The sequence below is a fragment of the Shinella sp. GW835-FHT14H05 genome (genome assembly GCF_058793575.1).
In genome coordinates this window covers 152,294-176,062 of the sequence record NZ_JBXAFY010000004.1, presented here as the reverse complement: position 1 = coordinate 176,062, position 23,769 = coordinate 152,294, and the positions used below count along the sequence as shown (strand labels likewise).

Genomic DNA, 23,769 nt, shown 5'->3' with positions numbered 1-23,769 from the left:
GTTTGGTCAAGCGCCAGCCGCGCTTTATGCGTCAGAGGCTGAAATTGTCGCCGAGATAGAGGCGGCGTACATCCGGATTGGCGACGATATCGTTCGCCCGGCCATGCGTCAGCACTTCGCCGGCATGGATGATATAGGCCCGGTCGATGAGGCCGAGCGTCTCGCGCACATTGTGGTCGGTGATGAGAACGCCGATGCCGCGGGAGGTCAGATGGCGCACCAGCGCCTGGATGTCGGCGACCGAGATGGGATCGACACCGGCAAAGGGTTCGTCGAGCAGCATGAAGGTCGGGTCGGTGGCGAGCGCGCGGGCAATTTCGAGGCGGCGGCGTTCACCACCGGACAGCGAGATGGCCGGCGCTTTCCTCAGATGCGAGATCGAGAATTCGGCAAGCAGGCTGTCGAGCTTCTTCTCGCGCTGCGCCTTGTCCTTGTCGTGCACTTCGAGCACGGCGCGGATGTTCTCCTCAACCGTTAGCCCACGAAAGATCGAGGCTTCCTGCGGCAGGTAGCCGACGCCGAGGCGGGCGCGGCGATACATCGGCATGGTCGTGACGTCGTTGCCGTTGATCTCGATCGAGCCTTCGTCGACCGGCACGAGGCCGGTAATCATGTAGAAACAGGTCGTCTTGCCCGCACCGTTCGGCCCCAGCAGGCCGACGGCCTCGCCGCGGCGCACGACGAGCGACACGCCGTTGACGACGCGCCGGTCGCGATAGGTCTTGGTCAACCCGCGGGCAATGAGGGTCCCTTCGTAGCGCGAAAGATCGGCGGTACGCTGGGGCTCCTGCGCAGCCTTCTTGGGACGGCGCGTCAGGCGGGTGAGCAAAGAGGAAGACACCTGGGAACGCTATCTCAATTCGTGGTCTTGCGCGACTTCGGGTCGAGCTGGATCATGACGCGGCCGCCGCAGGCATCGAGCTTGGCCTCGCCGGTGCGCATGGTGACGAGCAACTGGCAGCCGACGAAGACGTTCTTGCCTTCCGACAGCACGACCTTCTCGCCCTTCAGCAGCAGCGTCTCGTTGACGAGGTTGAACGTGCCGGTATCGGCGGTCGCTTCCTGCGTGCCGGACTTGAGATAGACCTTTTCCGAAACGTCGATCTTCTCGATATCCGCGTCGCCGCTCGCCACGGAACCCTGCCCGCCGGCAGCGTAGTATACGATCATCTTGCCGGCCTGGAGCGTCGTCGTACCCTGCACGACCTTCACGTTGCCGGAAAATTCGGCCTTGTTCTCCTGGTCGCGGATCTCGAGCTTGTCGCTCTGGATCTGGATCGGCTGGTCGTTCGATAGCTGCATGCCCTTCATGCGGCTCGACGTCTGCTGGGCGCCCGCGGGAACCGAGATCAGCGTGAGGCTTGTGGCAAGAACGAAGATGCTGGCGGCCCGGAGCGGGGCGGAGAGAGTGGCGAACATGGCGCTCTTACTTTTCTCGGTTGCGGATGGCGGCAGGATCGACGTCGACGACGACCTTGCCCTCGAAGACGACAATCCGGCCTTTATCCGTCATTCTCAGCGACTGCGCAACAATGGATGCTTCGCGCGAGCGGATGGAAACCGGCTCCTGCGTCGACATGTTGCCGCCGTCGATATCGAGATGGGCGGAGCGGAAGGCGGCTTCGAGGCCGGTGTTGAGGCTGATGGTGAAGGGGGCGATCATGTCGAGCAGGTTTTTGCCCCGATCGTAGACGCCGGTGGCGGCCACGACCTCGGCAATCGTGCTCTCGTTGACCGGCACCTTGGCCTTGATGTTTTCCAATGTCAGCACGTCCGGCTGCTTCATGTCCTGCAGCGCCCGCTCGGCCTTCATCGAATAGCTGATGCCGTCATTGTTGCGCCCGGAGATCGCCGGATTGCGCATCACGATCTTGCCGTCTTCGATGGAGGCGCTTTCCACCTGCAATTCGGTGGGCAGATAGGTGCGCACGATCGAGACGATGACGAAGACCACGGCGACGATGATGGCGGCGACCGGCAGCGCGACTTTCAGAAAGCGCACACGGGCGGAATGCCGCGTCGCGAGGCGATAAGCCGCGGCGGATACGCCTGTGCCCTGTGCACCCATCGGTGCTTCTGCCACGGTGTCCAGCATTGTACCTGCTAAATATCTTGCCGATATGGCCTTCGCTGCGAAACGAGGGACCCTCGGATAACGGGCCCCATATGGCGATTATTCCTGAACAAACAATGTCTGCCCAAGAAAGTTCAGCGACGAATTGCCATTTGTTTCTGGAATGCCATATCGATAGGGCCTTCGGCAAGCCACCTGAAAGTCTAGGGGCGCCAGCATCGAGGACAGGGAATGGATCACTCCGCCATCGCCGACCGCCGGCAACTGCGCCGCAAGCTCACCTTCTGGCGGGTCGTCGCCGTTCTGATCGCGCTTGCCGTCATTCTTGCGGCTGCCGCCTGGCGCTGGCCCGGCAGCGGCGCACGCGATCATATCGCGCGGGTCAGCATTTCCGGCATCATCCAAGACGATGCCGAACTGTTGGAGCGCCTCGACCGCATCGCCCGCAACGACCGGGCCAAGGCGCTCGTCGTGACGATCTCGTCGCCGGGTGGCACCACCTACGGCGGCGAGGTCATCTTCAAGGCGCTGCGCAAGGTGGCGGAAAAGAAGCCGGTCGTCTCGGACGTGCGCACGCTCGCCGCCTCTGCCGGCTATATGATCGCGACCGCCGGCGACACGATCATAGCCGGCGAAAGTTCGATCACCGGCTCGATCGGCGTGCTTTTCCAGTATCCGCAGATGAAGGAGCTGATGGACAAGATCGGCGTCTCGCTGGAGGAAATCAAATCCGCGCCGCTGAAGGCCGAGCCCTCGCCGTTCCACCCGGCCAGCGAAGAGGCGAAGACGATGATCCGCGCCATGGTGATGGACAGCTACGACTGGTTCGTCGACCTCGTCGTCGAACGCCGCAAGCTGCCGCGCGACCAGGTGCTGCGCCTTGCCGACGGCAGCATCTTCACCGGCCGCCAGGCGCTGGCCGCCAAACTCGTCGACAAGCTCGGCGGCCCGGAGGAGATTCGCGCCTATCTCGACGAGCGCAAGGTGCCCGCCGATCTGCCCTTCGTCGACTACGAGGCGGTGAAGCGCTCGGGGATTTCGTGGATCGGCAGCAGTGCCCGCGATTTTGCACGTTCCGTCTTCGGCCTGCCGCTCGATCTTCAACCGACGATCGAAAAGCTGACCGGCGAAAAGTTGTTTCTTGACGGTCTTGTTTCGGTTTGGCAGGTTGATCGTGATTGAAAAACAAGAATTTTTGAGGGGGACACAGTGATCAAGTCGGAATTGGTTCAGATTGTCGCCGCGCGCAATCCCCACCTCTACCACCGTGATGTCGAGAACATCGTCAACGCGGTGCTCGATGAGATCACCGATGCGCTGGCCGGCGGAAACCGGGTGGAGCTGCGCGGCTTCGGCGCCTTCTCCGTCAAGAACCGCCCCTCGCGTTCGGGACGCAACCCGCGCACGGGCGACGCGGTCTTCGTCGAGGAGAAGTGGGTTCCCTTCTTCAAGACCGGCAAGGAGCTGCGCGAGCGTCTTAATCCCGGCCAGGCCGACCAGGACGATTAAAGCAAGTCCAGCAAAAGAGTGCCGCGATTTTGCCTCAGGAATTGCGGAAACACTCTAAAGCGCAGGCGCCGGATCGGCGCCGCGCGCCAAAGCAGGTGATGCCATGATCAAGAGAGTAGTCAACATCCTCGTCCTCATCCCGATCGCCATCGTGCTGATCGTGTTGTCGGTGGCGAACCGGCAAGCGGTGACGCTGGCGCTCAATCCGTTCCGGCCCGAGGACAGCGTGCTCTCCGTCACGGCGCCGTTCTTCGTCTACCTCTTCCTCGCGGTGATCCTGGGTCTGGTGATCGGCTCGTTCGCCACCTGGTTTACCCAGGGCAAATACCGCAAGCGCGCCCGCATCGAGGCGAGCGAAGCCGTGAAGTGGCACAGCGAGGCGGAGAAGCACAAGGCGATCGCCGCGCAGGCCGTGGTGCCGGTTTCCGGGAAATGATTAATTAGGCTGCGGCGCCGTTCAGCTTCTCGCCGAGATCGGCGAAGAACTGCGTCGCAAGCTTCTTCGACGTCGAATCGATGAGCCGCGAGCCGAGCTGGGCGAGCTTGCCGCCGATCTGCGCCTTGACGTCATAAGCGAGGATCGTGCCGTCGCCGTCCTCGATGAGCCGCACGTCGGCCCCGCCCTTCGCAAAACCCGCAATGCCGCCCTTGCCCTCGCCGGAGATCGTGTAGCCCATCGGCGGGTTGAGGTTGGAAAGCGTCACTTCGCCGCTGAAGGTTGCCGAGACCGGGCCGATCTTGATCTTGACGGTCGCTTCCAGCTCGGTCGCCGATTTCATGGTGAGCGACTGACAGCCCGGAATGCAGGCCTTCAGGATCTCCGGATCGTTCAGCGCCGCCCAGACGGCGTCGCGCGGGGCCGCAATGCGTTCTTCGCCGGACATGTCCATGATCGATCCTCCCTGGAATAGTTCCAACTTATCGCAGATCGGAAAGCGCTTTGCCAAGTGGGGGAGGGATGGTATGGGGACCGCTCGTTTTCCGGCGCTGCCGGCAAGTTTTCAACCGACGACGGACGATCCATCGTGAAGGACAGACACCGCCGGCCGAAGATCGGCTCCGCCGCGCCCGCCAAGGCGCAGGCACAAAGGGCTCCGGCCATGAAGGCCCCGGCCCCCAAGAAGGAGCCGCGCCCGGCACAGGAAGCGCCCGCCCGCCCCCTGATGCGCCGCGAGGGCGAGAAGCCGGCCGAGCGCCTGCCCGTCATCCTGGAGACCGCGGGCTCCGACCAGTACCGCCTGATCGACAGCGGTGCCGGCGAAAAGCTCGAACAATACGGCCCCTACCGCATCGTGCGTCCAGAAGCGCAGGCACTCTGGCAGCGCAGCCTGCCTGACAGCGTCTGGGACAAGGCCGACGCCCTCTTCACCGGCGATACGGAAGAAGACGGCATGGGGCGCTGGAGGTTCCCCAAGGCAGCGCTCGGCGAGACTTGGCCGATGAAGCTGCTCGACGTCGATTTTCACGGCCGCTTCACCGCCTTCCGCCATGTCGGCGTCTTTCCGGAACAGCTTGCCCATTGGAGCTGGATGAGGGACAAGGTCGAGACGGCCGGTCGCCCGGTCAAGGTGCTGAACCTCTTCGGCTATACCGGCGTCGCCTCGCTGGTTGCCGCGGCCGCCGGCGCGGAAGTCACCCATGTCGATGCGTCGAAGAAGGCGATCGGCTGGGGCCGTGAAAACCAGGCGCTCGGGCGCATGGAAAAGCTGCCGATCCGCTGGATCTGCGAAGACGCGATGAAGTTCATCCAGCGCGAGGAACGCCGCGGCAGCAAATACGACATCATCCTGACGGATCCGCCGAAATTCGGCCGCGGCCCGAACGGCGAGGTCTGGCATCTCTTCGACCACCTGCCGCTGATGCTCGATGTCTGCCGCGAAATCCTGTCGCCCAAGGCGATCGGTCTCGTCCTGACCGCCTATTCGATCCGCGCGAGTTTCTATTCCATCCACGAGCTGATGCGCGAGACGATGCGCGGCGCCGGTGGCACGGTGGAATCCGGCGAACTCGTCATCCGCGAGAGCGGCATCGACGGCAAGGACACCGGCCGCGCGCTCTCCACCTCCCTTTTCAGCCGATGGATCAGCGCATGAGCCACGAACAGCACGGAACGCGCCGCGTCGGGCAGGTGAAGGAGGTCACGAGCCTCGCAAACCCGATCATCAAGGACATTAAGGCGCTCGCCAACAAGAAGGACCGCGACGAGACGAAGAGCTTCATGGCGGAAGGCCTGAAGCTCGTCATCGACGCGCTGGAACTCGGCTTCGAGATCAAGACGCTGGTCTATGCCAAGAACGTCAAGGACAAGCCGCAGGTCGTGCAATGCGCGACGAAGACCGTGGCGCGCGGCGGGCTGGTGCTGGAAGTCAGCGAAAAGGTGCTGTCCTCGATCACCCGGCGCGACAATCCGCAGATGGTCGTCGGCATCTTCACCCAACGCTGGACGAACCTCCGCGACATCAGGCCCCAGACCGGCGAGACCTATGTCGCGCTCGACCGGGTGCGCGACCCCGGCAACCTCGGCACGATCATCCGCACGGCGGATGCGGCGGGCGCGAGCGGCGTCATCCTCGTTGGCGAGAGCACCGATCCATTCTCGATGGAAACCGTGCGCGCCACCATGGGCTCGGTCTTCGCCGTGCCGCTGGTGAAAGCGAGCCCCGCCGATTTCCTCGCCTGGAAGAAGACGGCCGGCGTGCAGGTCGTCGCGACCCATCTCGCCGGCGCCGTCGACTACCGCACCATCGACTACAAGAAAAAACCCGTCGTGCTGCTGATGGGCAACGAGCAATCCGGCCTGCCGGAAGAGCTCGCCCGCGAGGCCGATGCACTCGCCCGCATTCCGCAGGCCGGCCGCGCCGATTCGCTCAATCTGGCCATTGCCACCGGCATCATGCTCTTCGAGGCGCGCCGCCATCTGCTGACGCTGGACGCGCGCGCATGAACGAAGAACGCATTCCGCTGATGTCGCGGCCGGTGCCGGTGATCGTTGTCATCGTGCTGGCGCTGCTGCTCGACCAGGCGGTGAAATTCGCCGTCGAGGCCTGGCTGCCCTTCCAGGAGGCGGTGCCGGTCGTGCCGATGCTGGCGCTCTACCGCACCTATAATTACGGCGTCGCCTTCTCCATGCTGTCGGGCATGGAGGGCTGGTTCATCGTGACGCTCCGGCTCTTTGTCGTCGGCTTCGTCGTCTGGCTCTGGCGCCAGACGCCCAAGGCGCGCGGCTTCGCCCATGCCGGCTACGCCTTCATCATCGCCGGCGCCTTCGGCAATCTCATCGACCGGGCGCTGTTCGGCTATGTGATCGACTATGTCCTGTTCTACACGGAGACCTGGTCCTTCGCGGTGTTCAATCTGGCCGACAGTTTCATCACCATCGGCGCCGCTTTGGTGATCCTCGACGAGCTCCTGCTGTTGCGCCGCGCGAAACGTTAAAATTCGAACGACTTGCTGAAGCCGATTTGAACGGTCCATGTGGTAAGCGGTTCCTCATGAGCGAACCCGTCAAGCTACAAGATCGGCTCAAGGCCGAATTTGCCGATGCACCGCGCCGGTCCGCCGCCGTCCGTTCTGATGGGGACGCGGCGCAGGATCTCCTTCGCCCGGAGGCCCCCGCACCGCGCGCCGAGCCGGAAAACCACGCGATGATCCGCAGCGTGATCGGCGGCGTCGGCCTGCTTCTGGGTGCGCTGGTGCTGGCCACCGGCATGATGGCCGGGTTCTACATCGCCGCCATCGGCCTCGGCCTTGCGGGCCTTGCCGGCGCCGCCTTCCTCCTCTGGACGCGCCATCCGGCCCCCGGCATCGAGGCCGATCGCGACCGCAGCTGGGAACGCAGCGAGACCTCCGAAATCCTCTCCGCCATCCATGATGTGCTCGGCGACATCGTCGTCATGCGCTCGCTCGACGGCCGCATCCTGCGTGCCAATGCCGTGCTCGGCGAGTTGACCGGCGTCGCCGATGTCGAAGGCAGGACCTGCGAGGCGCTCGGCCTCACCTTCCGCTCGCAGGCGATGGCGCACCGCTACGATGTCGACGTGGAACGCCCGGCGGGCAAGCGCATCTATTCCTGGCACGACGTCACCGTGCGCGACCCAGCCTCCGGTGAACTCGTGGTGCATTCCATCGCCCGCGACGTCACCGAGGAACGCCGCGCCGAGGGTGAGCGCGAGCGTGCCCGCCAGCGTGCCGAGGAGGCGAGCGCCGCAAAGTCCCGCCTGCTCGCCACCGTCAGCCACGAGATCCGCACGCCTCTCTCGGGCATTCTCGGCATGTCGCACCTGATCGGCCAGACGCGGCTGACGGCCGAGCAGAAGAACTATCTCTCCGGCATGCGCCAGTCCGGCCACGCGCTGGTGCAGCTCGTCGACGACCTGCTCGATTTCTCGACCATCGAGGCCGGCCGCTTCCAGCTTCGCCCGTCGGAGGAGCCGGTGCGGCCGATGCTGGAAAGCGTCGTGGAAATGCTCTCGCCTCGCGCCCATGAAAAGGGCATCGAGATCGGCTCCTTCGTCTCGCCGGAGGTGCCGGGCCTGATGCTCTATGATGCGCCGCGCCTGCGCCAGGTGCTCTACAATGTCGTCGGCAATGCTGTGAAATTCACCCATACGGGCGGCGTCTCGCTAGAAACCACGATGGACCGCGGCGCCATCGTCATCCGCGTCACCGATAGCGGCCCCGGCATGAATGCCGAGGAGCAGGCGCGCATCTTCCAGGAATTCGAACAGACGGGCAGCGCCGCGCAGCGCAGCGGCGGCACCGGCCTCGGCCTTGCCATCTCGGCGCGCATCCTCAACGAGGCCGGCGGCGGGCTGACGCTCGAAAGCACGCAGGGCAAGGGCAGCACCTTCACCATTCGCATGCCGGCCGATCCGCGCAAGACGGCGGGCAATGGCGGCTCGCGCAAGGGTGTCTTGAAGGGTAGCCTCGTCTTCCTGCTGGCGCCGGCTGGCCCGGCCGCCAAGGCGCTGGTGCGCACCATCGATGCCCTGGGCGGCGCCTGCCATCTCGCCACCTCTGTCGACGAAGCGCTCGATCTCGCGCAGGGGCTTGCCGGCCGCAGGGCGGAGCTCACCGACATCATCGTCGACAATCGTCTTGCCGGCATCTTCCGCCGCGAACTTGCCGATCTCAACTATTTCCGCGACAGCCGCGCGCGCCGCATCTATCTCGTCAATCCGGAAGAGCGCAGCGGCAGGGCGATCGGCAATGGCGAAGGCTATGATTCCTGGCTCATCCGGCCGCTGCGCGAACGCTCGCTGGTCGAGGTGCTGCGCGGCCGCATGAAGGGCATCGAAGTGCGCGACGCGATCAACGACAACCGCCCGATCCTGAAGGAACCGCCGCAGCCGGCCGCCGAGCCGACACCGGCCGCCGCGACGGGTGCGCGCATCCTGCTGGCCGAAGACGACCCGGTGAACGCCATGCTGGTGCGTTCCGTGCTGGAGCGCGCGGGCCATACGGTGCGCCATGTGCACGATTATCCGAGCCTCGTTTCCGCACTTGCCGGCGCCACGGATGCCGGACCGTTCGCGGCCGACCTCCTGGTCACCGACCTCGGCATGCCCGGCGGCGACGGCCGGGAGATGATCGCGAGAATCGTCCAGCGCGACTATGGCAATGCCCGCCTGCCGGTCGTCGTGCTGACGGCCGACAGCCGCGCCGGCCTGCGCGAGGAGCTGCTTTCGGTCGGCGCCGACGCGGTTCTGGCGAAACCCGCCGATCCCGTTGTTCTGATTGCCGAAATTGCCCGGCTCGCCCGTCGCGCCGCTATATGACGTCACCTTGCCGCGGCCGGGGTATCTGTTCAAGCGGGCCTTGCGTCATTATCCTGTTGCAGAATCGTGGTTAAAACCCAGAAGTTTCGCCAACGGATACACTGCCATGACGCTCGACCTCGCCCAGACCATCACTCCGGCAGAGATCCCGCAGAAGACCGTTACAGTCGCGGGACGGTCGGGAACGGACGTGCTCGGCCGCATCGGCAATCTCGAGACGCGCATCGCCCGCTCGGTCACCGAAATCGACGCGGCGCAGGCCGTGCGCTACCGGGTCTTCGCGGAAGAGATGAACGCCAAGCTCTCGCCGGATGCGGTGCGCCGCAAGCGGGATATCGATGCCTGGGACATGGTCTGCGACCACCTTCTCGTGCTCGACACCTCGATCGAGGGCGACGCGGAAGAGCAGATCGTCGGCACCTACCGCCTGCTGCGCCAGGATGTGGCTGCGGTTTCGGGCGGCTTCTATTCCCAGTCGGAATTCGACGTCGATTCGCTGATCGCGCGTCATCCCGGAAAACGCTTCATGGAGCTCGGCCGCTCCTGCGTGCTGCCCGCCTACCGCACCAAGCGTACGGTGGAGCTGCTCTGGCAGGGCAACTGGGCCTATTCGCTGAGGCACCGCATCGACGTGATGTTCGGCTGCGCGTCGTTCCACGGCACGGTGCCGGAGGAACATGCGCTGGCGCTCTCCTTCCTGCACCACAATGTGCTGGCGAAGGAGGAGTGGAGCGTGTTCGCTCGGCCGGAACTGTTCCGCACCATGGACCTGATGCCGTCGGAAGGCATCGATGCGCGCCGCGCGCTCTCCGCCATGCCGCCGCTGGTCAAGGGCTATCTGCGCCTTGGCGCGACGGTCGGCGAGGGCGCGGTCGTCGACCACGGCTTCAACACGACGGACGTGCTGATCGTGCTGCCGATCGGCAAGATTTCCGGCCGCTACCTCAATTATTACGGTGCGGATGCCGGGCGTTTCGCCAGCTAAGCAATCCGCGAAGCGCAAACCTATTTCGATGAAGATCAGTATAGTCTGATTTTGCCGCCCGTTCCCGACCTCCGGGACGGGCGGCTTTTTCACGTTCCGGTCAGACGCCGGAATTGTAGGCAGCGAGGGCCGCCATGTTGACGATGTCGGAATCCTTCGCGCCCATCGAGACGATCTGCACCGACTTGTCGAGGCCGACCAGCAGCGGGCCGATGACCATGGCGCCGCCGAGTTCCTGCAGCATCTTGGTCGAGATCGCTGCCGAGTGGAAGGCCGGCATGACGAGCACGTTGCCGGGGCCGGAAAGGCGGCAGAACGGATACTGCTCCATGATGCGCGGGTTGAGCGCCACGTCGGCGGCCATTTCGCCGTCATATTCGAAATCGACGCGGCGGCGATCGAGGATCTTGACCGCTTCGCGCACCCGCTCGGAGCGCTCGCCCGAGGGATGGCCGAAGGTCGAATAGGCGAGCATGGCGACGCGCGGCTCGTAGCCGAGGCGCCGCGCGAGGCCGGCCGCTTCTTCCGCGATATCCGCCAGCTCCTCCGAGGAGGGCATGTCGTGCACGGCGGTATCGGCGACCAGCACGGCGCGGCCGCGGCAGAGCGCGAGCGAGGCGCCGATGACCCGGTGGCCGGGCTTGGCGTCGATGCAGCGGCGCACGTCTTCCAACGCGGTTGAATAGTTGCGGGTGAGGCCCGTCACCATGCCGTCCGCATCGCCGAGCGCCACCATGCAGGCCGCAAAGTGGTTGCGGTCGTTGTGGATCAGGCGCTGGGCATCACGGAAGAGGAAACCCTTCCGCTGAAGCCGGGCGTAGAGATAGTCGATATAGACGTTGTTGCGCTTCGAGATGCGGGCATTCAGCACCTCGATGCCGGCCCGGTCGATATCGATGCCGGCCCGTTCCGCCGTTTCGCGGATGGTTTCCTCGCGGCCGAGCAGGATGGCGGTGCCGAGCTGCTGGTTGGCATAGGAAACGGCGGCGCGCATCATCTGCTGTTCTTCGCCCTCGGCGAAGACGACGCGCTTCGGCTGGCGGCGCACCCGGGCATAGATCTGCTGGAGCGTCGAGGCGATCGGGTCGCGGCGGGCACGAAGATCGCGGGCATAGGCGTCGAGATCGGGGATCTGCTTGCGCGCGACGCCCGTCTCCATCGCCGCCTTGGCAACGGCGACCGGGATCGCCGAGATCAGCCGCGGATCGAACGGCACGGGGATGATGTACTGCGCGCCGAAGCGCGGGCGCACGCCCTGATAGGCGGCCGCCACGTCGTCCGGCACGTCTTCCTTGGCGAGGTGGGCGAGCGCTTCGGCCGCCGCGATCTTCATCGCGTCGTTGATCGTCGAGGCCCGCACGTCGAGCGCGCCGCGGAAGATATAGGGGAAGCCGAGCACGTTGTTGACCTGGTTCGGATAGTCCGAACGGCCGGTCGCGACGATCGCGTCGTCACGGATGCGGGCGACCTCTTCCGGGGTGATTTCCGGGTCGGGATTGGCCATGGCGAAGATGATCGGCCGCGGCGCCATGGAGCGGATCATCTCTTCCGACAGCGCACCCTTGGCCGAAAGGCCGAACACCACGTCGGCGCCGTCCATCGCCTCGGTCAGCGTGCGGCGGTCGGTCTTGACCGCGTGGGCCGATTTCCACTGGTTCATACCCTCTTCGCGGCCTTGGTAGATGACGCCCTTGGTGTCGCAGAGGATGACGTTTTCCGGCGAAAAGCCCATCGACTTGATGAGCTCGATGCAGGCGATGGCGGCAGCGCCGGCACCGTTGCAGACGAGCTTCGTCGTCTTGAAGTCGCGGCCGGTCAGCGCCAGCGCGTTGATCAGGCCTGCGGCGGCGATGATCGCGGTGCCGTGCTGGTCGTCGTGGAAGACGGGGATGTCCATCAGTTCGCGCAGGCGCTGCTCGATGATGAAACAGTCGGGCGCCTTGATGTCCTCCAGGTTGATGCCGCCGAAGGAGGGGCCGAGGTAGCGCACGCAATTGATGAATTCGTCGACATTTTCCGTGTCGACTTCCAGGTCGATCGAATCGACGTCGGCAAAGCGCTTGAAGAGGACGGACTTGCCTTCCATCACCGGCTTGGAAGCCAGTGCGCCCAGATTGCCGAGGCCGAGGATGGCGGTGCCGTTCGAGATGACGGCGACCATGTTGCCGCGCGTCGTGTAGTCATAGGCGGTCGACGGATCGGCGGCGATGGCCTTCACCGGCACCGCGACGCCGGGCGAATAGGCAAGCGAAAGGTCGCGTTGCGTCGCCATCGGCTTGGTCGGCGTGATTTCCAGCTTGCCCGGACGTCCGGACGAGTGGAAATCCAGTGCCTCCTGGTCCGTGACACTTGCCCTCTGGCGATCGGTTTTGTCGGTACCCGGCATGCTCCCCCCTTACACTCCTGTGGGCGATAGACCCATAGCTGCTCACAGCTGTTGTTTTCTATATCGCTGCATGGCTAGGGTGACACCTCTTTTTTAGGAAGAACAGACTCTCCGTGAACGATCAGATCGCGCGCCAGAACGATATCCTGTCGACGGCCGACCTTGCCACCGACCAAAGCCGCGCATCGGCCACGCCGATGATGGAGCAGTATATCGAAATCAAGGCGGCCAACCCCGACAGCATGCTGTTCTATCGCATGGGCGATTTCTACGAGCTGTTCTTCCAGGACGCCGTGGAGGCGTCCCGCGCGCTCGGCATCACGCTCACGAGGCGCGGCCAGCACATGGGGCTCGACATTCCCATGTGCGGCGTGCCCGTCCACGCCGCCGACGACTACCTGCAGCGGCTGATCGCGCTCGGCTTCCGCGTCGCGGTCTGCGAACAGGTCGAGGACCCGGCGGAAGCGAAGAAGCGCGGCTCGAAATCCGTCGTGCGGCGCGATGTCGTGCGGTTGGTGACGCCCGGCACGCTGACGGAAGAAAAGCTGCTCTCGCCGTCGGACGCCAATTACCTGATGGCCGTCGCCCGCATCCGCGGCGGGGCGGAGCCCGCCATGGCGCTCGCCTGGATCGACATCTCGACCGGCATCTTTCGCTTGTCGGAGACCGCGCAAGGCCAGCTTCTCGCCGATATCCTGCGCATCGATCCGCGCGAGCTGATCGTGCCGGATACGCTGTTCCACGATCCGGAATTCCGGCCTGTGCTGGATGTCGTCGGCCGCGTGGCGGTGCCGCAGCCAGCGGTGCTGTTCGACAGCGCGACGGCGGAAGGCCGCATCGCCCGCTATTTCGGCGTTTCGACGCTCGATGGCTTCGGCACCTTTTCGCGCGCCGAGCTGGCGGCGGCCTCCGCCGCCGTCGCCTATGTGGAAAAGACGCAGATCGCCGAACGCCCGCCGCTCGGCCGGCCGGAGCGGGAAAGCTCGGCCTCGACGCTCTTCATCGACCCCGCCACGCGGGCCAATCTCGAACTGGTGCGCACGCTCTCCGGCGAGCGCAGTGGCACGCTTTTGAAGGCCATCGACCGCACGGTGACGAGCGGTGGCGCGCGCCTGCTTGCCGAACGGCTGATGTCGCCGCTGACCGATCCGGAGACGATCAACGCCCGGCTCGATTCGATTGCGACCCTCGCCGATCGCCCGTCCTTTTGCGAGGACCTGCGTTCCACGCTGAAGCGGCTTCCCGACATGCCGCGCGCACTGTCCCGTATTGCGCTCGGCCGCGGCGGCCCGCGCGATCTCGGCGCGATCCTGCAAGGCCTGTCCACCTCCGCCGAAATCGCGCGGACGATGGCGGCGCAGGAGCTTGACGGTGAACTGGCCACCGCCCGCACGGCCGTTGCCGACCTGCCGCTCGACCTCTCGCACCGCCTCGCCGTCATGCTCGCCGACGAACTGCCGCTGCTGAAGCGCGACGGCGGCTTCATCCGCGAGGGGGCGAATGCCGAACTCGACGAGATGCGGGCGTTGCGCGACCAGTCGCGCCGCGTCATCGCCGGCCTTCAGCTGCAATATGCCGAGGAGACGGGCGTCAAGTCGCTGAAGATCAAGCACAACAACGTGCTCGGCTATTTCATCGAGGTTTCCGCCGGCAACGCTTCCGCGCTGACCGATGGCGACGAGGCGAAGGCGCGTTTCATCCACCGCCAGACCATGGCCGGCGCCATGCGCTTCACCACGACGGTGCTCTCCGAACTGGAAACCAAGATCGCCAACGCCGCCGACCGGGCGCTCGCCATCGAGCTCGCCGCCTTCGACGGCCTTGTCGAGGCGGTCGTGGCGGAAGCCGAGCCGATCAAGGCGGCGGCGCGGGCGCTTGCTGTTGTCGATGTCTCTGTGGGGCTTGCAGCACTTGCCGAGGAGCAGGCCTATTGCCGGCCGATCGTCGACCGCTCCACCATGTTCGCCATTGTCGGTGGGCGGCATCCGGTCGTCGAACAGGCGTTGCGCCGCCAGCAGGCCGCCGCCTTCGTTGCCAATTCCTGCGATCTCTCGCCGGCGGACGGCAAGGGCCATGGCGCGATCTGGCTGCTCACCGGCCCGAACATGGGCGGTAAATCGACCTTCCTGCGCCAGAACGCCCTCATCGCCATTCTCGCGCAGATGGGCTCCTATGTGCCGGCCGAAAGCGCGCATATCGGTATCGTCGACCGCCTGTTCTCCCGCGTCGGCGCGTCGGACGATCTTGCCCGCGGCCGCTCCACCTTCATGGTGGAGATGGTCGAGACGGCGGCGATCCTCAACCAGGCGACCGATCGTTCGCTCGTCATCCTCGACGAAATCGGCCGCGGCACCGCAACCTTCGACGGCCTCTCCATCGCCTGGGCCGCCGTGGAACACCTGCACGAGGCGAACCGCTGCCGCGGGCTTTTCGCCACGCATTTCCATGAATTGACCGTGCTTTCGGAGAAGCTTGGCCGCCTTTCCAACGCCACAATGCGCGTCAAGGAGTGGGACGGCGACGTGATCTTCCTGCATGAAGTCGGTCCCGGTGCCGCGGATCGCTCCTACGGCATCCAGGTGGCGCGGCTTGCCGGCCTGCCGGCCTCGGTGGTGGCGCGTGCAAAAGACGTGCTCGCCAAGCTGGAGGATGCGGACCGCAAGAATCCGGCAAGCCAGCTCATAGATGATCTGCCGCTCTTCCAGGTCGCGGTGCGTCGCGAGGAGGTTCAGCGCAGTTCCGCCCCGTCGAAGGTCGAGGGGCTTGTGAAGGACCTCAACCCGGACGATATGACACCGCGCGAGGCGCTCGATGCGCTCTACGCGCTGAAGAAAGAACTTGGCAATCGCTAGCGTGTAGGATGGCTGTCTTCTCGCGCTGAAAGGGTTTATAGCGCATGCGAACCGAACGGGCGATCGAGGACAAGCGGGACGCAGGCCGGCATCCGATGGAACACAAGCTCTTGGCACCGGCCGATTCCGGCCTTCTCGACGTGCCGGCGCTGCGCGCCAAATGCGAATTCATTGCCAGCACCAATGCCGATTACCGCGACCGCCTGCGCCGCGAGCTTCTCGCCGAATTCAAGGCGGTCAACGCCGCGGGCCGCGAACGGGCGCGCGAACTGCTCTTTGCCGATGGCAGCGGCCTGCAATGCGCCGCGCGCATTTCCTGGCTGCAGGACCAGTTGATCGCGGTGCTGCACGATTTTGCGCTGAACCACGTCTTCAGCGCCGGCCAGGCACCGCCCGGAGCGCGCATCACGGTGACGGCCGTGGGCGGTTACGGCCGCGGCACGCTGGCGCCGGGCTCGGATATCGACCTGCTCTTCCTGCTGCCGGCAAAACCGGCCGCCTGGAGCGAGCCGGCCATCGAATTCATGCTCTATATCCTGTGGGATCTCGGCTTCAAGGTCGGCCACGCGACGCGCAATCTGGAAGAGTGCATCCAGCTCTCCAAGGGCGACATGACGATCCGCACCGCGATCCTCGAAGCCCGCTATATCTGCGGTTCCGTGGCGCTGTTCGAAGAGCTCGGCGTGCGCTTCGACCGCGAGATCATGCGCGGCACCGGCCCGGAATTCATCGCCGCGAAACTTGCCGAGCGCGACGAGCGCCATCGCAAGGCCGGCGATACGCGCTACCTCGTCGAGCCGAACGTCAAGGAAGGCAAGGGCGGGCTTCGCGACCTGCACACGCTGTTCTGGATCGCCAAATATTTCTATCACATTCGCGACCCGGCCGAGCTGGTGAAGCTCGGCGTGTTGTCGCGCCAGGAATACAAGCTGTTCCAGAAGGCGGACGATTTCCTCTGGGCCGTGCGCTGCCACATGCACTTCCTGACGGGCAAAGCGGAGGAGCGGCTGTCTTTCGATATCCAGCGCGAGATCGCCGAATGCCTCGGCTACCAGCCGCATCCGGGCCTCTCGGCCGTCGAGCGCTTCATGAAGCACTATTTCCTCGTCGCGAAGGACGTGGGCGACCTGACGCGCATCTTCTGCGCCACGCTGGAGGACCAGCAGGCCAAAGAAGCGCCCGGCATTTCGGCCGTCATCAGCCGCTTCACCCGCCGCACGCGCAAGATCGCCGGCACGCTGGATTTTCTCGAAGATCGCGGCCGCATCACCATCGCTGATCCGGAGGTGTTCAAGCGCGATCCGGTGAACCTCATCCGGCTCTTCCACATCGCCGATATCAACGGGCTGGAATTCCATCCCGATGCCTTGAAGCAGATGACGCGCTCGCTGAAGCTGATCAATGCGGCGCTCCGTGAAAACGAGGAGGCGAACCGGCTCTTCCTGTCGATCCTCACCTCGCCGCGCGACCCGGCGTTGATCCTCCGCCGCATGAACGAGGCCGGCGTGCTCGGCCGTTTCATCCCGGATTTCGGCAAGATCGTCGCGATGATGCAGTTCAACATGTATCACCACTACACGGTCGACGAACACCTGATCCGCGCCGTGGGCGTGCTCGCGAATATCGACCAGGGTCGCGAGAAGGACGCCCATCCGCTGAGCTACCAGATCATGCCGGGCATCGAGGATCGCATCCCGCTCTATGTCGCCGTGCTGCTGCACGATATCGCCAAGGGCCGGCCGGAGGATCATTCCGAGGCGGGCGCCAAGGTCGCGCGAAAACTCTGCCCGCGCTTCGGGCTTTCGCCGAAGCAGACGGAGCTGGTCGTCTGGCTGATCGAGGAACACCTCACCATGTCGATGGTCGCCCAGACCCGCGACCTCAACGACCGCAAGACCATCGTCGACTTCGCCGAGAAGGTGCAGTCGATGGAGCGGCTGAAGATGCTCTTGGTGCTGACGGTCTGCGATATCCGCGCCGTCGGCCCCGGTGTGTGGAACGGCTGGAAGGGCCAGCTGCTGCGCACGCTCTACTACGAGACGGAACTCTTGATCTCCGGCGGCTTCTCCGAACTGTCGCGCAAGGAGCGCGCCCAGGCCGCGCGCGATATCCTGTTCAACGCGCTGCCCGCCGAATGGAGCCAGAAGGACCGCAAGGCCTCCACCAAGCTGCACTACGATCCCTACCTCCTGACGGTATCGCTGGAGGATCAGGTGCGCCATGCGGCCTTCATCCGCGAGGCCGACAAGGCCGGCAAGCCGCTCGCGACCATGGTGCGCACGCACTCCTTCCACGCCATCACCGAAATCACCGTGCTGTCGCCCGACCATCCGCGGCTTTTGACCGTGATTGCCGGCGCCTGCGCGGCGGCAGGGGCCAACATCGTCGACGCGCAGATCTTCACCACCTCGGACGGCCGCGCGCTCGACACGATCCTCGTCAACCGCGAGTTCCTGAACGATGCGGACGAGACGCGCCGCGCCGGCACGATCGGCCGGATGATCGAGGACGTTCTGTCCGGCCGTAAGCGCCTGCCGGAAGTCATCGCCACGCGGACCAAGAGCCGCAAGCGCAACCGCACCTTCACCGTGTCGCCGGCCGTCACCATCTCCAACACGCTGTCGAACAAGTTCACCGTCATCGAGATCGAGTGCCTCGACCGTCCGGGCCTGCTTTCCGAGGTGACGGCGGTGCTGTCGGACCTGTCGCTCGACATCACGTCCGCGCATATCACCACCTTCGGCGAGAAGGTCATCGATACCTTCTACGTCACCGACCTGGTGGGCCAGAAGGTCACCAATGACAACCGGCATGCCAATATCGCCGCGCGGCTGAAGGCCGTGATGGCGGACGAGGCGGATGAGGTGCGCGACCGCATGCCGCCCGGCATGATCGCGCCCGCCGCCGCGGCCACGCCGAAAAGGATCAGGGCAGAACAATGAGTCTCGTCAGGAAATTCGCGACCGTGGGCGGCGCGACGCTCGGCAGCCGCGTGCTCGGCTTCGCCCGCGAAACGCTGATGGCGGCAGCACTCGGCACCGGGCCGATGGCTGACGCCTTCTACGCCGCCTTCCGCTTTCCGAACCTGTTTCGACGGCTCTTCGCCGAAGGCGCCTTCAACGCCGCCTTCGTGCCGCTCTTTGCCAAGGAGATCGAGGCCGGCGGCATCGAGGGCGCCAAGCGCTTTTCCGAAGAAGTCTTCGGCGTGCTGTTCTCCGTGCTCCTGTTGCTGACCATCGCGATGGAGCTGATGATGCCGCTCATCGTCGCCTGGATCATCGCGCCGGGCTTCGTCGGCGACACGGAAAAATTCGACATCACGGTCAAGCTCGCCGTCGTCATGTTCCCCTATCTCATGTGCATGTCGCTGACGGCGATGCTGTCGGGCATGCTGAATTCGCTGCACCATTATTTCGCCGCCGCCGTGGCGCCCGTCTTCCTCAATGTCATGCTGATCGGCGCGCTTGGGCTGGCGCTCTGGCAGGGCGCCTCGCCGCTCGATACGGCGTGGTATCTCTCCTGGGGCGTGCTGGGCGCGGGCCTTCTTCAGATGGCCGTGCTCTATGCCGGTGTGCGTCACGCCGGCATCAGGATCGGCTTTCGCCGCCCGCGCATGACGCCCAACGTCAAGCGCCTGCTGTGGCTCGCCTTTCCCGCGGCGGTGACGGGCGGCATCACCCAGATCAACCAGATCATCGGCCAGATGATCGCCTCCACCAAGGACGGCGCGATCTCCGTGCTGCAATATGCCGACCGCGTCTACCAGCTCCCCCTCGGCGTCGTGGGCATTGCCGTCGGCGTGGTGCTGCTGCCGGAGCTTGCGCGCGCGCTGAAGGGCGGACAGGAACGCGAGGCCGGCAACCTGCAGAACCGCTCGATGGAATTCGTGCTGTTCCTGACGCTGCCCGCCGCCGGTGCCCTCTGGGTGATCTCCGACGAGATCGTGCGCGTGCTCTATGAGCGCGGCGCTTTCGGCACGGAGACGACGGCGATCGTGGCGGGCACGCTCGCCATCTACGGCCTCGGCCTGCCGGGCTTCGTGATGATCAAGGCCTTGAACCCCGGCTTCTTCGCTCGCGAGGATACCAAGACGCCGATGCGCATCACGCTGCTTTCGGTCGTCCTCAACTGCATCCTCGCCGTCACGCTGTTCCCACTGTTCCACGAGCGCGGCATCGCCACCGCGGAAGCCGTCTCCGGCTGGGTGACGGCGCTCCTGCTCTTCGTGACGCTGGTGCGCCGCGGTCACTGGCCGCTGGAAAAGGCGCTCGCCTGGCGCATCGCGCGGCTCCTGATCGCCACCGTCGTCATGGCGGTCGCGCTCAACTACGCGTCGCTCTATCTCGCTGACCGCCTCGCACCGGCCTCGCCGCTCTACGAGCAGGTTCTGGCGCTCGGCCTGCTCGTGGCCTTCGCCATGGTCGTCTATTTCTCCGTCGCCTTCCTGATCGGCGGCGCGGATATCGGCATGCTTCGGCGCAATCTGAAGCGCAAGGCGAAAGCCGCACCGCCGGAAGAAGGCTCGCCGGAATAATCAGCGCGTGGCGAGTCTTGCGCGTTTGGTCAGGCGGGCCAGCCCGCCGCAATAGTGCCAGCTGCGCCGCGGTCCAACATCGACATGGACGATGCCGTTGCAATAGGTGCCGATGCCGCCGATGGCCGGCGCGGACCGCGCGGCGGCGATGATCCGCTTTACGGAGACGCCGGGAATGCGGATATCCGCTGCAAGGCATTTGCGGTGATAGGAGCCGCGGCGGCCGTTCGAGCGATGGCCTGATGTGACGAGCGGCCGGCGTCCGACCTGGCGGGCGATATGGGACAGGACGGCTCTCAGCTTGCCTGGAAAACATCGGTGCCGCACGCGCGTGGTCTGGACGGTGTAGATCTTCGCCACGCTCCCCTTGTCGTTTCGCAGGACATGTTTGTGGATGCGGCTGGCCAGGGTTTCGGTCGCAAATATCGATGTCAGCGCGACCACGCAGGCAAGCAGAATGGAACCGTTCTTTTGCACGGTGCTCTCCCCGTTTTGCGCCCCTTCGTCACAAAACGGCCGGTCGGGACCGGCCTCCCCTCAAATCCCCGCAGGGACAGAACGACCGGAACATGTCTTTTATAAGGACTTTCTGATGAGCGCGGGCGCACCGGTTTCCCCCTCTTGATCCATGCCGCGCTGCCGTGCATAAGCGCCACCAGATCAGCAACAGGATCAGGCCCTCCACCCGCCTGAAGGAACACCGTCATGAGCGCATTCAAGCCTCTCGTCTTCTCCGGCGTCCAGCCGACCGGCAATCTCCACCTCGGCAACTATCTCGGCGCGATCCGCAAGTTCGTGGCGCTGCAGGCCGATAACGACTGCATCTACTGCGTCGTCGACCTGCATGCGCTGACGGCGCAGCTCGTGCACGAGGACATGCGCGGCCAGATCCGCTCGATCGCCGCCGCCTTCATCGCCTCCGGCATCGACCCGACCAAGCATATCGTCTTCAACCAGTCGGCCGTGCCGCAGCATTCCGAGCTTGCTTGGATCTTCAACTGCGTGGCGCGCATCGGCTGGATGGAGCGCATGACCCAGTTCAAGGACAAGACCGGTGGCAAGAATGCCGAACAGGTCTCGCTCGGCCTGCTCGCCTATCCGAGCCTGATGGCCGCCGACATCCTCGTCTACCGCGCCACCCATGTGCCTGTCGGCGACGACCAGAAGCAGCACCTGGAGCTGACCCGCGACATCGCGCAGAAGTTCAACATCGATTTCGGCGACCACATCCGCAAGGCCGGCACCGGCGTCGATACCGTCGTCGGCGAGGAGCCGGTGCACGCCTATTTCCCGATGGTCGAGCCCCTGATCGGCGGCCCGGCGCCCCGCGTCATGAGCCTGCGCGACGGCACGAAGAAGATGTCGAAGTCGGATGCCTCCGATCTCTCGCGCATCAACCTCACCGACGATGCCGAGACGATCTCCAAGAAGATCCGCAAGGCGAAGACCGATCCGGACGCCTTGCCGAGCGAGGTCGAAGGCCTGAAGGGCCGTCCCGAGGCGGACAACCTCGTCGGCATCTATGCCGCGCTGTCAGACAAGAGCAAGGCGGACGTGCTTGCCGAATATGGTGGCCAGCAGTTCTCCGTGTTCAAGCCGGCGCTCATCGACCTCTCGGTCACGGTTCTCTCGCCGATCACCGACGAGATGCGCCGCCTGATGGACGACACGACCCACATTGACGGCATCCTGCGCGATGGCGGCGAGCGGGCGCGTGCGCGTGCCGAAAAGACGATGAAGGAAGTTCGCGACATCATCGGTTTTGTGCAGTAAGGTCGCCCTGAAACGTCTTTGAGAGAAGGGGGCCGCATGGTTTCTCGACGACTTTCCCGCCTTGAAGGCCACCGCCGGAAGTTTCTGGCGGTTATCGACGACACGCCGGAATGCCAGCGCGCCGTCCACTATGCGGGAAGCCGGGCGAAGAACTCCAATGGCGGCGTGGTCCTGCTCTATGTGATCGCCAACGGCGACTTCCAGCAATGGCTGGGCGTCGAGGAGATCATGCGGGCGGAAGCCCGCGAGGAAGCGGAATCCGTGCTCACCAAGGCCGCGCAGGCGCTGCGGGAATCGATCGGCATCGAGCCGGAAATGGTCATCCGCGAGGGCGTCGCGAGCGAAGCCATCAACGGGTTGATCGAGGAGGACCGCGATATCGCGATCCTCGTTCTCGCCGCAGGATCCGCCAAGGAAGGGCCGGGGCCGCTAGTTTCGTCTCTGGCAAGCCGCGGACAGGCCTTCCCGATCCCGGTGACGGTCATTCCGGACCAGCTTTCCGACGAGGAACTGGACGCTTTGAGCTGATCCTTTGGTCTTGAAGAGTGGCGTGGAAACGCCTATCTTCTTTTGAATTATTCTAAGTATTCTGGCCGACCGAAGTGCCTGGCCGCACGGAGAGAAAGATGTTCATCCAGACCGAAGCGACGCCGAACCCGTCGACCCTGAAGTTCCTGCCGGGCAAGGTGGTGCTGGAGAGCGGCACGGCCGAGTTCCGCGACGAGACGGAAGCGCGCGCCGCTTCACCGCTTGCCGCCCGCCTGTTCGGCGTGCCCGGCGTCAAGGGCGTGTTCCTCGGCTATGACTTCATCACCGTCACCAAGGACGATGCCGACTGGCAGCACATGAAGCCGGCCATCCTCGGCAACATCATGGAACATTTCATGTCCGGCCAGCCGGTCGTGGCGAGCGGCGCGCTCGGTGCCAGCGATGATCCGGAAGAGGGCGAGTTCTTCGAGGCGGGCGACGAGACGATCGTCGCGACGATCAAGGAACTGCTCGACACCCGCGTGCGCCCGGCCGTGGCGCAGGATGGCGGCGATATTACCTTCAAGGGGTTCCGCGACGGCGTCGTCTATCTCAACATGAAGGGTGCCTGCTCGGGTTGCCCGTCCTCGACGGCGACGTTGAAGCACGGCGTACAGAACCTTCTCCGCCATTTCGTACCGGAAGTGCAGGAAGTTGAAGCCGTCATGTAAGGCCCGCTCCGCGAACCCTGGATGCCCGGCATGATCGTTCTGGCGATCGATACGGCGGGCACCGGTTGTTACGCGGCGCTTTATCATTCCGATGAGAACAGGATCCTCGGCGCCGCCGGCGCCGATATCGGCCGCGGCCATGCCGAGCGGCTGATGGACTTCGTCGATGCGGCGCTGGACGCTGCCGGCATCACCTTGCAGGACATCGACCGCATCGCGGTCACCGTCGGTCCCGGCTCCTTCACCGGCATCCGCGTCGGCGTCGCTGCCGCGCGCGGCCTGGCGCTGGCGCTCGGCGTGCCCGCGGTCGGCGTCTCCACCCTTGTGGCGCTTGCCGCCGACCAGGGAGCGGGAACGCCCCTGCTGCTCGCGATGGATGCCAAGCGCGACGAGGTCTATTGGCAGGCTTTTGCCGCCGATGGCGCCGCAGTGTCGCCGCCGTCGATCGTCTCCGTGCAGGAGGCGCGTCACCTGGCCGCCGGCCATGACGGCGCGATTGCCGGCTCTGCCGCCGCCCTGCTGCGCGATGGCGCCGAGCAGGGGGCTGACAGCGTGTCCATCGCCACCGTGGCGCGGCTCGGCGCCCGGCTCGACCCGGCGGAACATCTGCCGAAACCACTTTACCTGCGCGGTCCCGACGCCAAGCCGCAGGCGGGTTTCGCGATCCGGAGGGCGTGAGC

General features: G+C 65.1%; 21 protein-coding genes. 15 read left to right on the top strand and 6 right to left on the bottom strand.

Translation table 11 applies throughout. From position 1 onward, the window contains the following. Positions 1-31: 31 nt before the first annotated feature. The 3 genes from lptB to lptC are packed head-to-tail and all read right to left on the bottom strand — an operon-like array spanning position 32 to position 2,095. Positions 32-829, bottom strand: a complete 798-nt coding sequence (gene lptB / locus AC1Q6Z_RS15405; RefSeq protein ID WP_439615074.1) for an LPS export ABC transporter ATP-binding protein — start codon at positions 827-829, stop codon at positions 32-34. A 26-nt stretch (positions 830-855) separates the two neighbouring features. After that, positions 856-1,419, bottom strand: a complete 564-nt coding sequence (locus tag AC1Q6Z_RS15400; protein ID WP_435266728.1) for an LptA/OstA family protein — start codon at positions 1,417-1,419, stop codon at positions 856-858. A gap of 7 nt (positions 1,420-1,426) precedes the next feature. Further along, on the bottom strand, positions 1,427-2,095 hold the full coding sequence (lptC, locus tag AC1Q6Z_RS15395) for an LPS export ABC transporter periplasmic protein LptC (protein ID WP_256118094.1): 669 nt from the start codon (positions 2,093-2,095) through the stop codon (positions 1,427-1,429). 210 nt (positions 2,096-2,305) lie between these two features. On the opposite strand from lptC, the gene sppA reads away from it, so the two are divergent. The 3 genes from sppA to AC1Q6Z_RS15380 all read left to right on the top strand — a co-directional run bounded on the left by sppA (position 2,306) and on the right by AC1Q6Z_RS15380 (position 4,019). Continuing rightward, on the top strand, positions 2,306-3,256 hold the full coding sequence (gene sppA, locus AC1Q6Z_RS15390) for a signal peptide peptidase SppA (RefSeq protein ID WP_435266727.1): 951 nt from the start codon (positions 2,306-2,308) through the stop codon (positions 3,254-3,256). Positions 3,257-3,265: 9 nt separating this feature from the next. Beyond that, a complete protein-coding gene (locus tag AC1Q6Z_RS15385; RefSeq protein WP_160858077.1) occupies positions 3,266-3,583 on the top strand; it encodes an integration host factor subunit beta in 318 nt (105 codons plus the stop codon). 103 nt (positions 3,584-3,686) lie between these two features. Further along, positions 3,687-4,019 (top strand): DUF1049 domain-containing protein, encoded by a 333-nt coding sequence (locus AC1Q6Z_RS15380; protein WP_256118092.1) that lies wholly within the window; start codon positions 3,687-3,689, stop codon positions 4,017-4,019. Positions 4,020-4,023: 4 nt separating this feature from the next. Here AC1Q6Z_RS15380 and AC1Q6Z_RS15375 read toward each other — a convergent pair whose 3' ends face one another. Beyond that, positions 4,024-4,473, bottom strand: coding sequence for an SRPBCC family protein (locus AC1Q6Z_RS15375; protein WP_492648442.1), 450 nt, complete (start codon positions 4,471-4,473; stop codon positions 4,024-4,026). 57 nt (positions 4,474-4,530) lie between these two features. Between AC1Q6Z_RS15375 and AC1Q6Z_RS15370 the strand changes: the two genes are divergently transcribed. The 5 genes from AC1Q6Z_RS15370 (at position 4,531) to olsB (ending at position 10,345) form a co-directional block, all read left to right on the top strand. Further along, the gene (locus AC1Q6Z_RS15370; protein ID WP_492648441.1) at positions 4,531-5,676 is read left to right on the top strand and encodes a class I SAM-dependent methyltransferase; all 1,146 of its coding nucleotides are present in this window, start codon (positions 4,531-4,533) and stop codon (positions 5,674-5,676) included. Then, complete coding sequence (locus AC1Q6Z_RS15365; protein WP_492648440.1) at positions 5,673-6,527, top strand: TrmH family RNA methyltransferase; 855 nt, start codon at positions 5,673-5,675, stop codon at positions 6,525-6,527. The genes AC1Q6Z_RS15370 and AC1Q6Z_RS15365 overlap by 4 nt, the downstream gene beginning before the upstream one ends. Beyond that, positions 6,524-7,018 (top strand): signal peptidase II, encoded by a 495-nt coding sequence (gene lspA / locus AC1Q6Z_RS15360; RefSeq protein WP_327506631.1) that lies wholly within the window; start codon positions 6,524-6,526, stop codon positions 7,016-7,018. Before AC1Q6Z_RS15365 ends, lspA begins: the two co-directional genes overlap by 4 nt. Before the next feature lie 56 nt (positions 7,019-7,074). Beyond that, complete coding sequence (locus AC1Q6Z_RS15355) at positions 7,075-9,360, top strand: hybrid sensor histidine kinase/response regulator (protein WP_492648439.1); 2,286 nt, start codon at positions 7,075-7,077, stop codon at positions 9,358-9,360. A gap of 106 nt (positions 9,361-9,466) precedes the next feature. Then, positions 9,467-10,345, top strand: a complete 879-nt coding sequence (gene olsB / locus AC1Q6Z_RS15350) for a l-ornithine N(alpha)-acyltransferase (RefSeq protein WP_435266723.1) — start codon at positions 9,467-9,469, stop codon at positions 10,343-10,345. A 100-nt stretch (positions 10,346-10,445) separates the two neighbouring features. On the opposite strand, the gene AC1Q6Z_RS15345 is transcribed toward olsB, so the two are convergent. After that, positions 10,446-12,731 (bottom strand): NADP-dependent malic enzyme, encoded by a 2,286-nt coding sequence (locus AC1Q6Z_RS15345; RefSeq protein WP_492648438.1) that lies wholly within the window; start codon positions 12,729-12,731, stop codon positions 10,446-10,448. Between the two features lie 113 nt (positions 12,732-12,844). On the opposite strand from AC1Q6Z_RS15345, the gene mutS reads away from it, so the two are divergent. The 3 genes from mutS (at position 12,845) to murJ (ending at position 20,117) form a co-directional block, all read left to right on the top strand. Further along, the gene (gene mutS, locus AC1Q6Z_RS15340) at positions 12,845-15,583 is read left to right on the top strand and encodes a DNA mismatch repair protein MutS (protein WP_492648437.1); all 2,739 of its coding nucleotides are present in this window, start codon (positions 12,845-12,847) and stop codon (positions 15,581-15,583) included. A gap of 95 nt (positions 15,584-15,678) precedes the next feature. Next, positions 15,679-18,525 carry a [protein-PII] uridylyltransferase gene (locus AC1Q6Z_RS15335; RefSeq protein ID WP_439615075.1) on the top strand — a complete coding sequence of 949 codons (2,847 nt, stop codon included), beginning with the start codon at positions 15,679-15,681 and terminating at the stop codon, positions 18,523-18,525. Continuing rightward, positions 18,522-20,117: a murein biosynthesis integral membrane protein MurJ gene (gene murJ, locus AC1Q6Z_RS15330; protein WP_439614890.1), complete on the top strand. Its 1,596-nt coding sequence runs from the start codon at positions 18,522-18,524 to the stop codon at positions 20,115-20,117. The genes AC1Q6Z_RS15335 and murJ overlap by 4 nt, the downstream gene beginning before the upstream one ends. Here murJ and AC1Q6Z_RS15325 read toward each other — a convergent pair whose 3' ends face one another. Beyond that, positions 20,118-20,594: a YcbK family protein gene (locus AC1Q6Z_RS15325; RefSeq protein WP_256118079.1), complete on the bottom strand. Its 477-nt coding sequence runs from the start codon at positions 20,592-20,594 to the stop codon at positions 20,118-20,120. Between the two features lie 228 nt (positions 20,595-20,822). Here AC1Q6Z_RS15325 and trpS point away from each other — a divergent pair, with 228 nt between their 5' ends. The 4 genes from trpS (at position 20,823) to tsaB (ending at position 23,767) form a co-directional block, all read left to right on the top strand. Beyond that, positions 20,823-21,890, top strand: coding sequence for a tryptophan--tRNA ligase (gene trpS, locus AC1Q6Z_RS15320; protein WP_439625631.1), 1,068 nt, complete (start codon positions 20,823-20,825; stop codon positions 21,888-21,890). Positions 21,891-21,926: 36 nt separating this feature from the next. Further along, complete coding sequence (locus AC1Q6Z_RS15315) at positions 21,927-22,418, top strand: universal stress protein (RefSeq protein ID WP_256118076.1); 492 nt, start codon at positions 21,927-21,929, stop codon at positions 22,416-22,418. A gap of 98 nt (positions 22,419-22,516) precedes the next feature. Then, positions 22,517-23,089, top strand: coding sequence for a NifU family protein (locus AC1Q6Z_RS15310; protein WP_256118075.1), 573 nt, complete (start codon positions 22,517-22,519; stop codon positions 23,087-23,089). Between the two features lie 30 nt (positions 23,090-23,119). Further along, entirely contained in the window at positions 23,120-23,767 is a 648-nt protein-coding gene (tsaB, locus tag AC1Q6Z_RS15305; protein ID WP_492648436.1) for a tRNA (adenosine(37)-N6)-threonylcarbamoyltransferase complex dimerization subunit type 1 TsaB, read from the top strand. Positions 23,768-23,769 lie beyond the last annotated feature (2 nt).

Bases quoted from the DNA above. Each gene is read 5' to 3' on its own strand.
- olsB (WP_435266723.1), top strand. From the start codon at position 9,467: ATGACGCTCGACCTCGCCCAGACCATCACTCCGGCAGAGATCCCGCAG.
- sppA (WP_435266727.1), top strand. From the start codon at position 2,306: ATGGATCACTCCGCCATCGCCGACCGCCGGCAACTGCGCCGCAAGCTC.
- lspA (WP_327506631.1), top strand. From the start codon at position 6,524: ATGAACGAAGAACGCATTCCGCTGATGTCGCGGCCGGTGCCGGTGATC.
- AC1Q6Z_RS15380 (WP_256118092.1), top strand. From the start codon at position 3,687: ATGATCAAGAGAGTAGTCAACATCCTCGTCCTCATCCCGATCGCCATC.
- AC1Q6Z_RS15365 (WP_492648440.1), top strand. From the start codon at position 5,673: ATGAGCCACGAACAGCACGGAACGCGCCGCGTCGGGCAGGTGAAGGAG.
- AC1Q6Z_RS15400 (WP_435266728.1), bottom strand. From the start codon at position 1,419: ATGTTCGCCACTCTCTCCGCCCCGCTCCGGGCCGCCAGCATCTTCGTT.
- lptC (WP_256118094.1), bottom strand. From the start codon at position 2,095: ATGCTGGACACCGTGGCAGAAGCACCGATGGGTGCACAGGGCACAGGC.
- trpS (WP_439625631.1), top strand. From the start codon at position 20,823: ATGAGCGCATTCAAGCCTCTCGTCTTCTCCGGCGTCCAGCCGACCGGC.
- AC1Q6Z_RS15375 (WP_492648442.1), bottom strand. From the start codon at position 4,473: ATGGACATGTCCGGCGAAGAACGCATTGCGGCCCCGCGCGACGCCGTC.
- tsaB (WP_492648436.1), top strand. From the start codon at position 23,120: ATGATCGTTCTGGCGATCGATACGGCGGGCACCGGTTGTTACGCGGCG.
- AC1Q6Z_RS15335 (WP_439615075.1), top strand. From the start codon at position 15,679: ATGGAACACAAGCTCTTGGCACCGGCCGATTCCGGCCTTCTCGACGTG.
- AC1Q6Z_RS15355 (WP_492648439.1), top strand. From the start codon at position 7,075: ATGAGCGAACCCGTCAAGCTACAAGATCGGCTCAAGGCCGAATTTGCC.
- murJ (WP_439614890.1), top strand. From the start codon at position 18,522: ATGAGTCTCGTCAGGAAATTCGCGACCGTGGGCGGCGCGACGCTCGGC.
- AC1Q6Z_RS15315 (WP_256118076.1), top strand. From the start codon at position 21,927: ATGGTTTCTCGACGACTTTCCCGCCTTGAAGGCCACCGCCGGAAGTTT.
- AC1Q6Z_RS15310 (WP_256118075.1), top strand. From the start codon at position 22,517: ATGTTCATCCAGACCGAAGCGACGCCGAACCCGTCGACCCTGAAGTTC.
- AC1Q6Z_RS15345 (WP_492648438.1), bottom strand. From the start codon at position 12,731: ATGCCGGGTACCGACAAAACCGATCGCCAGAGGGCAAGTGTCACGGAC.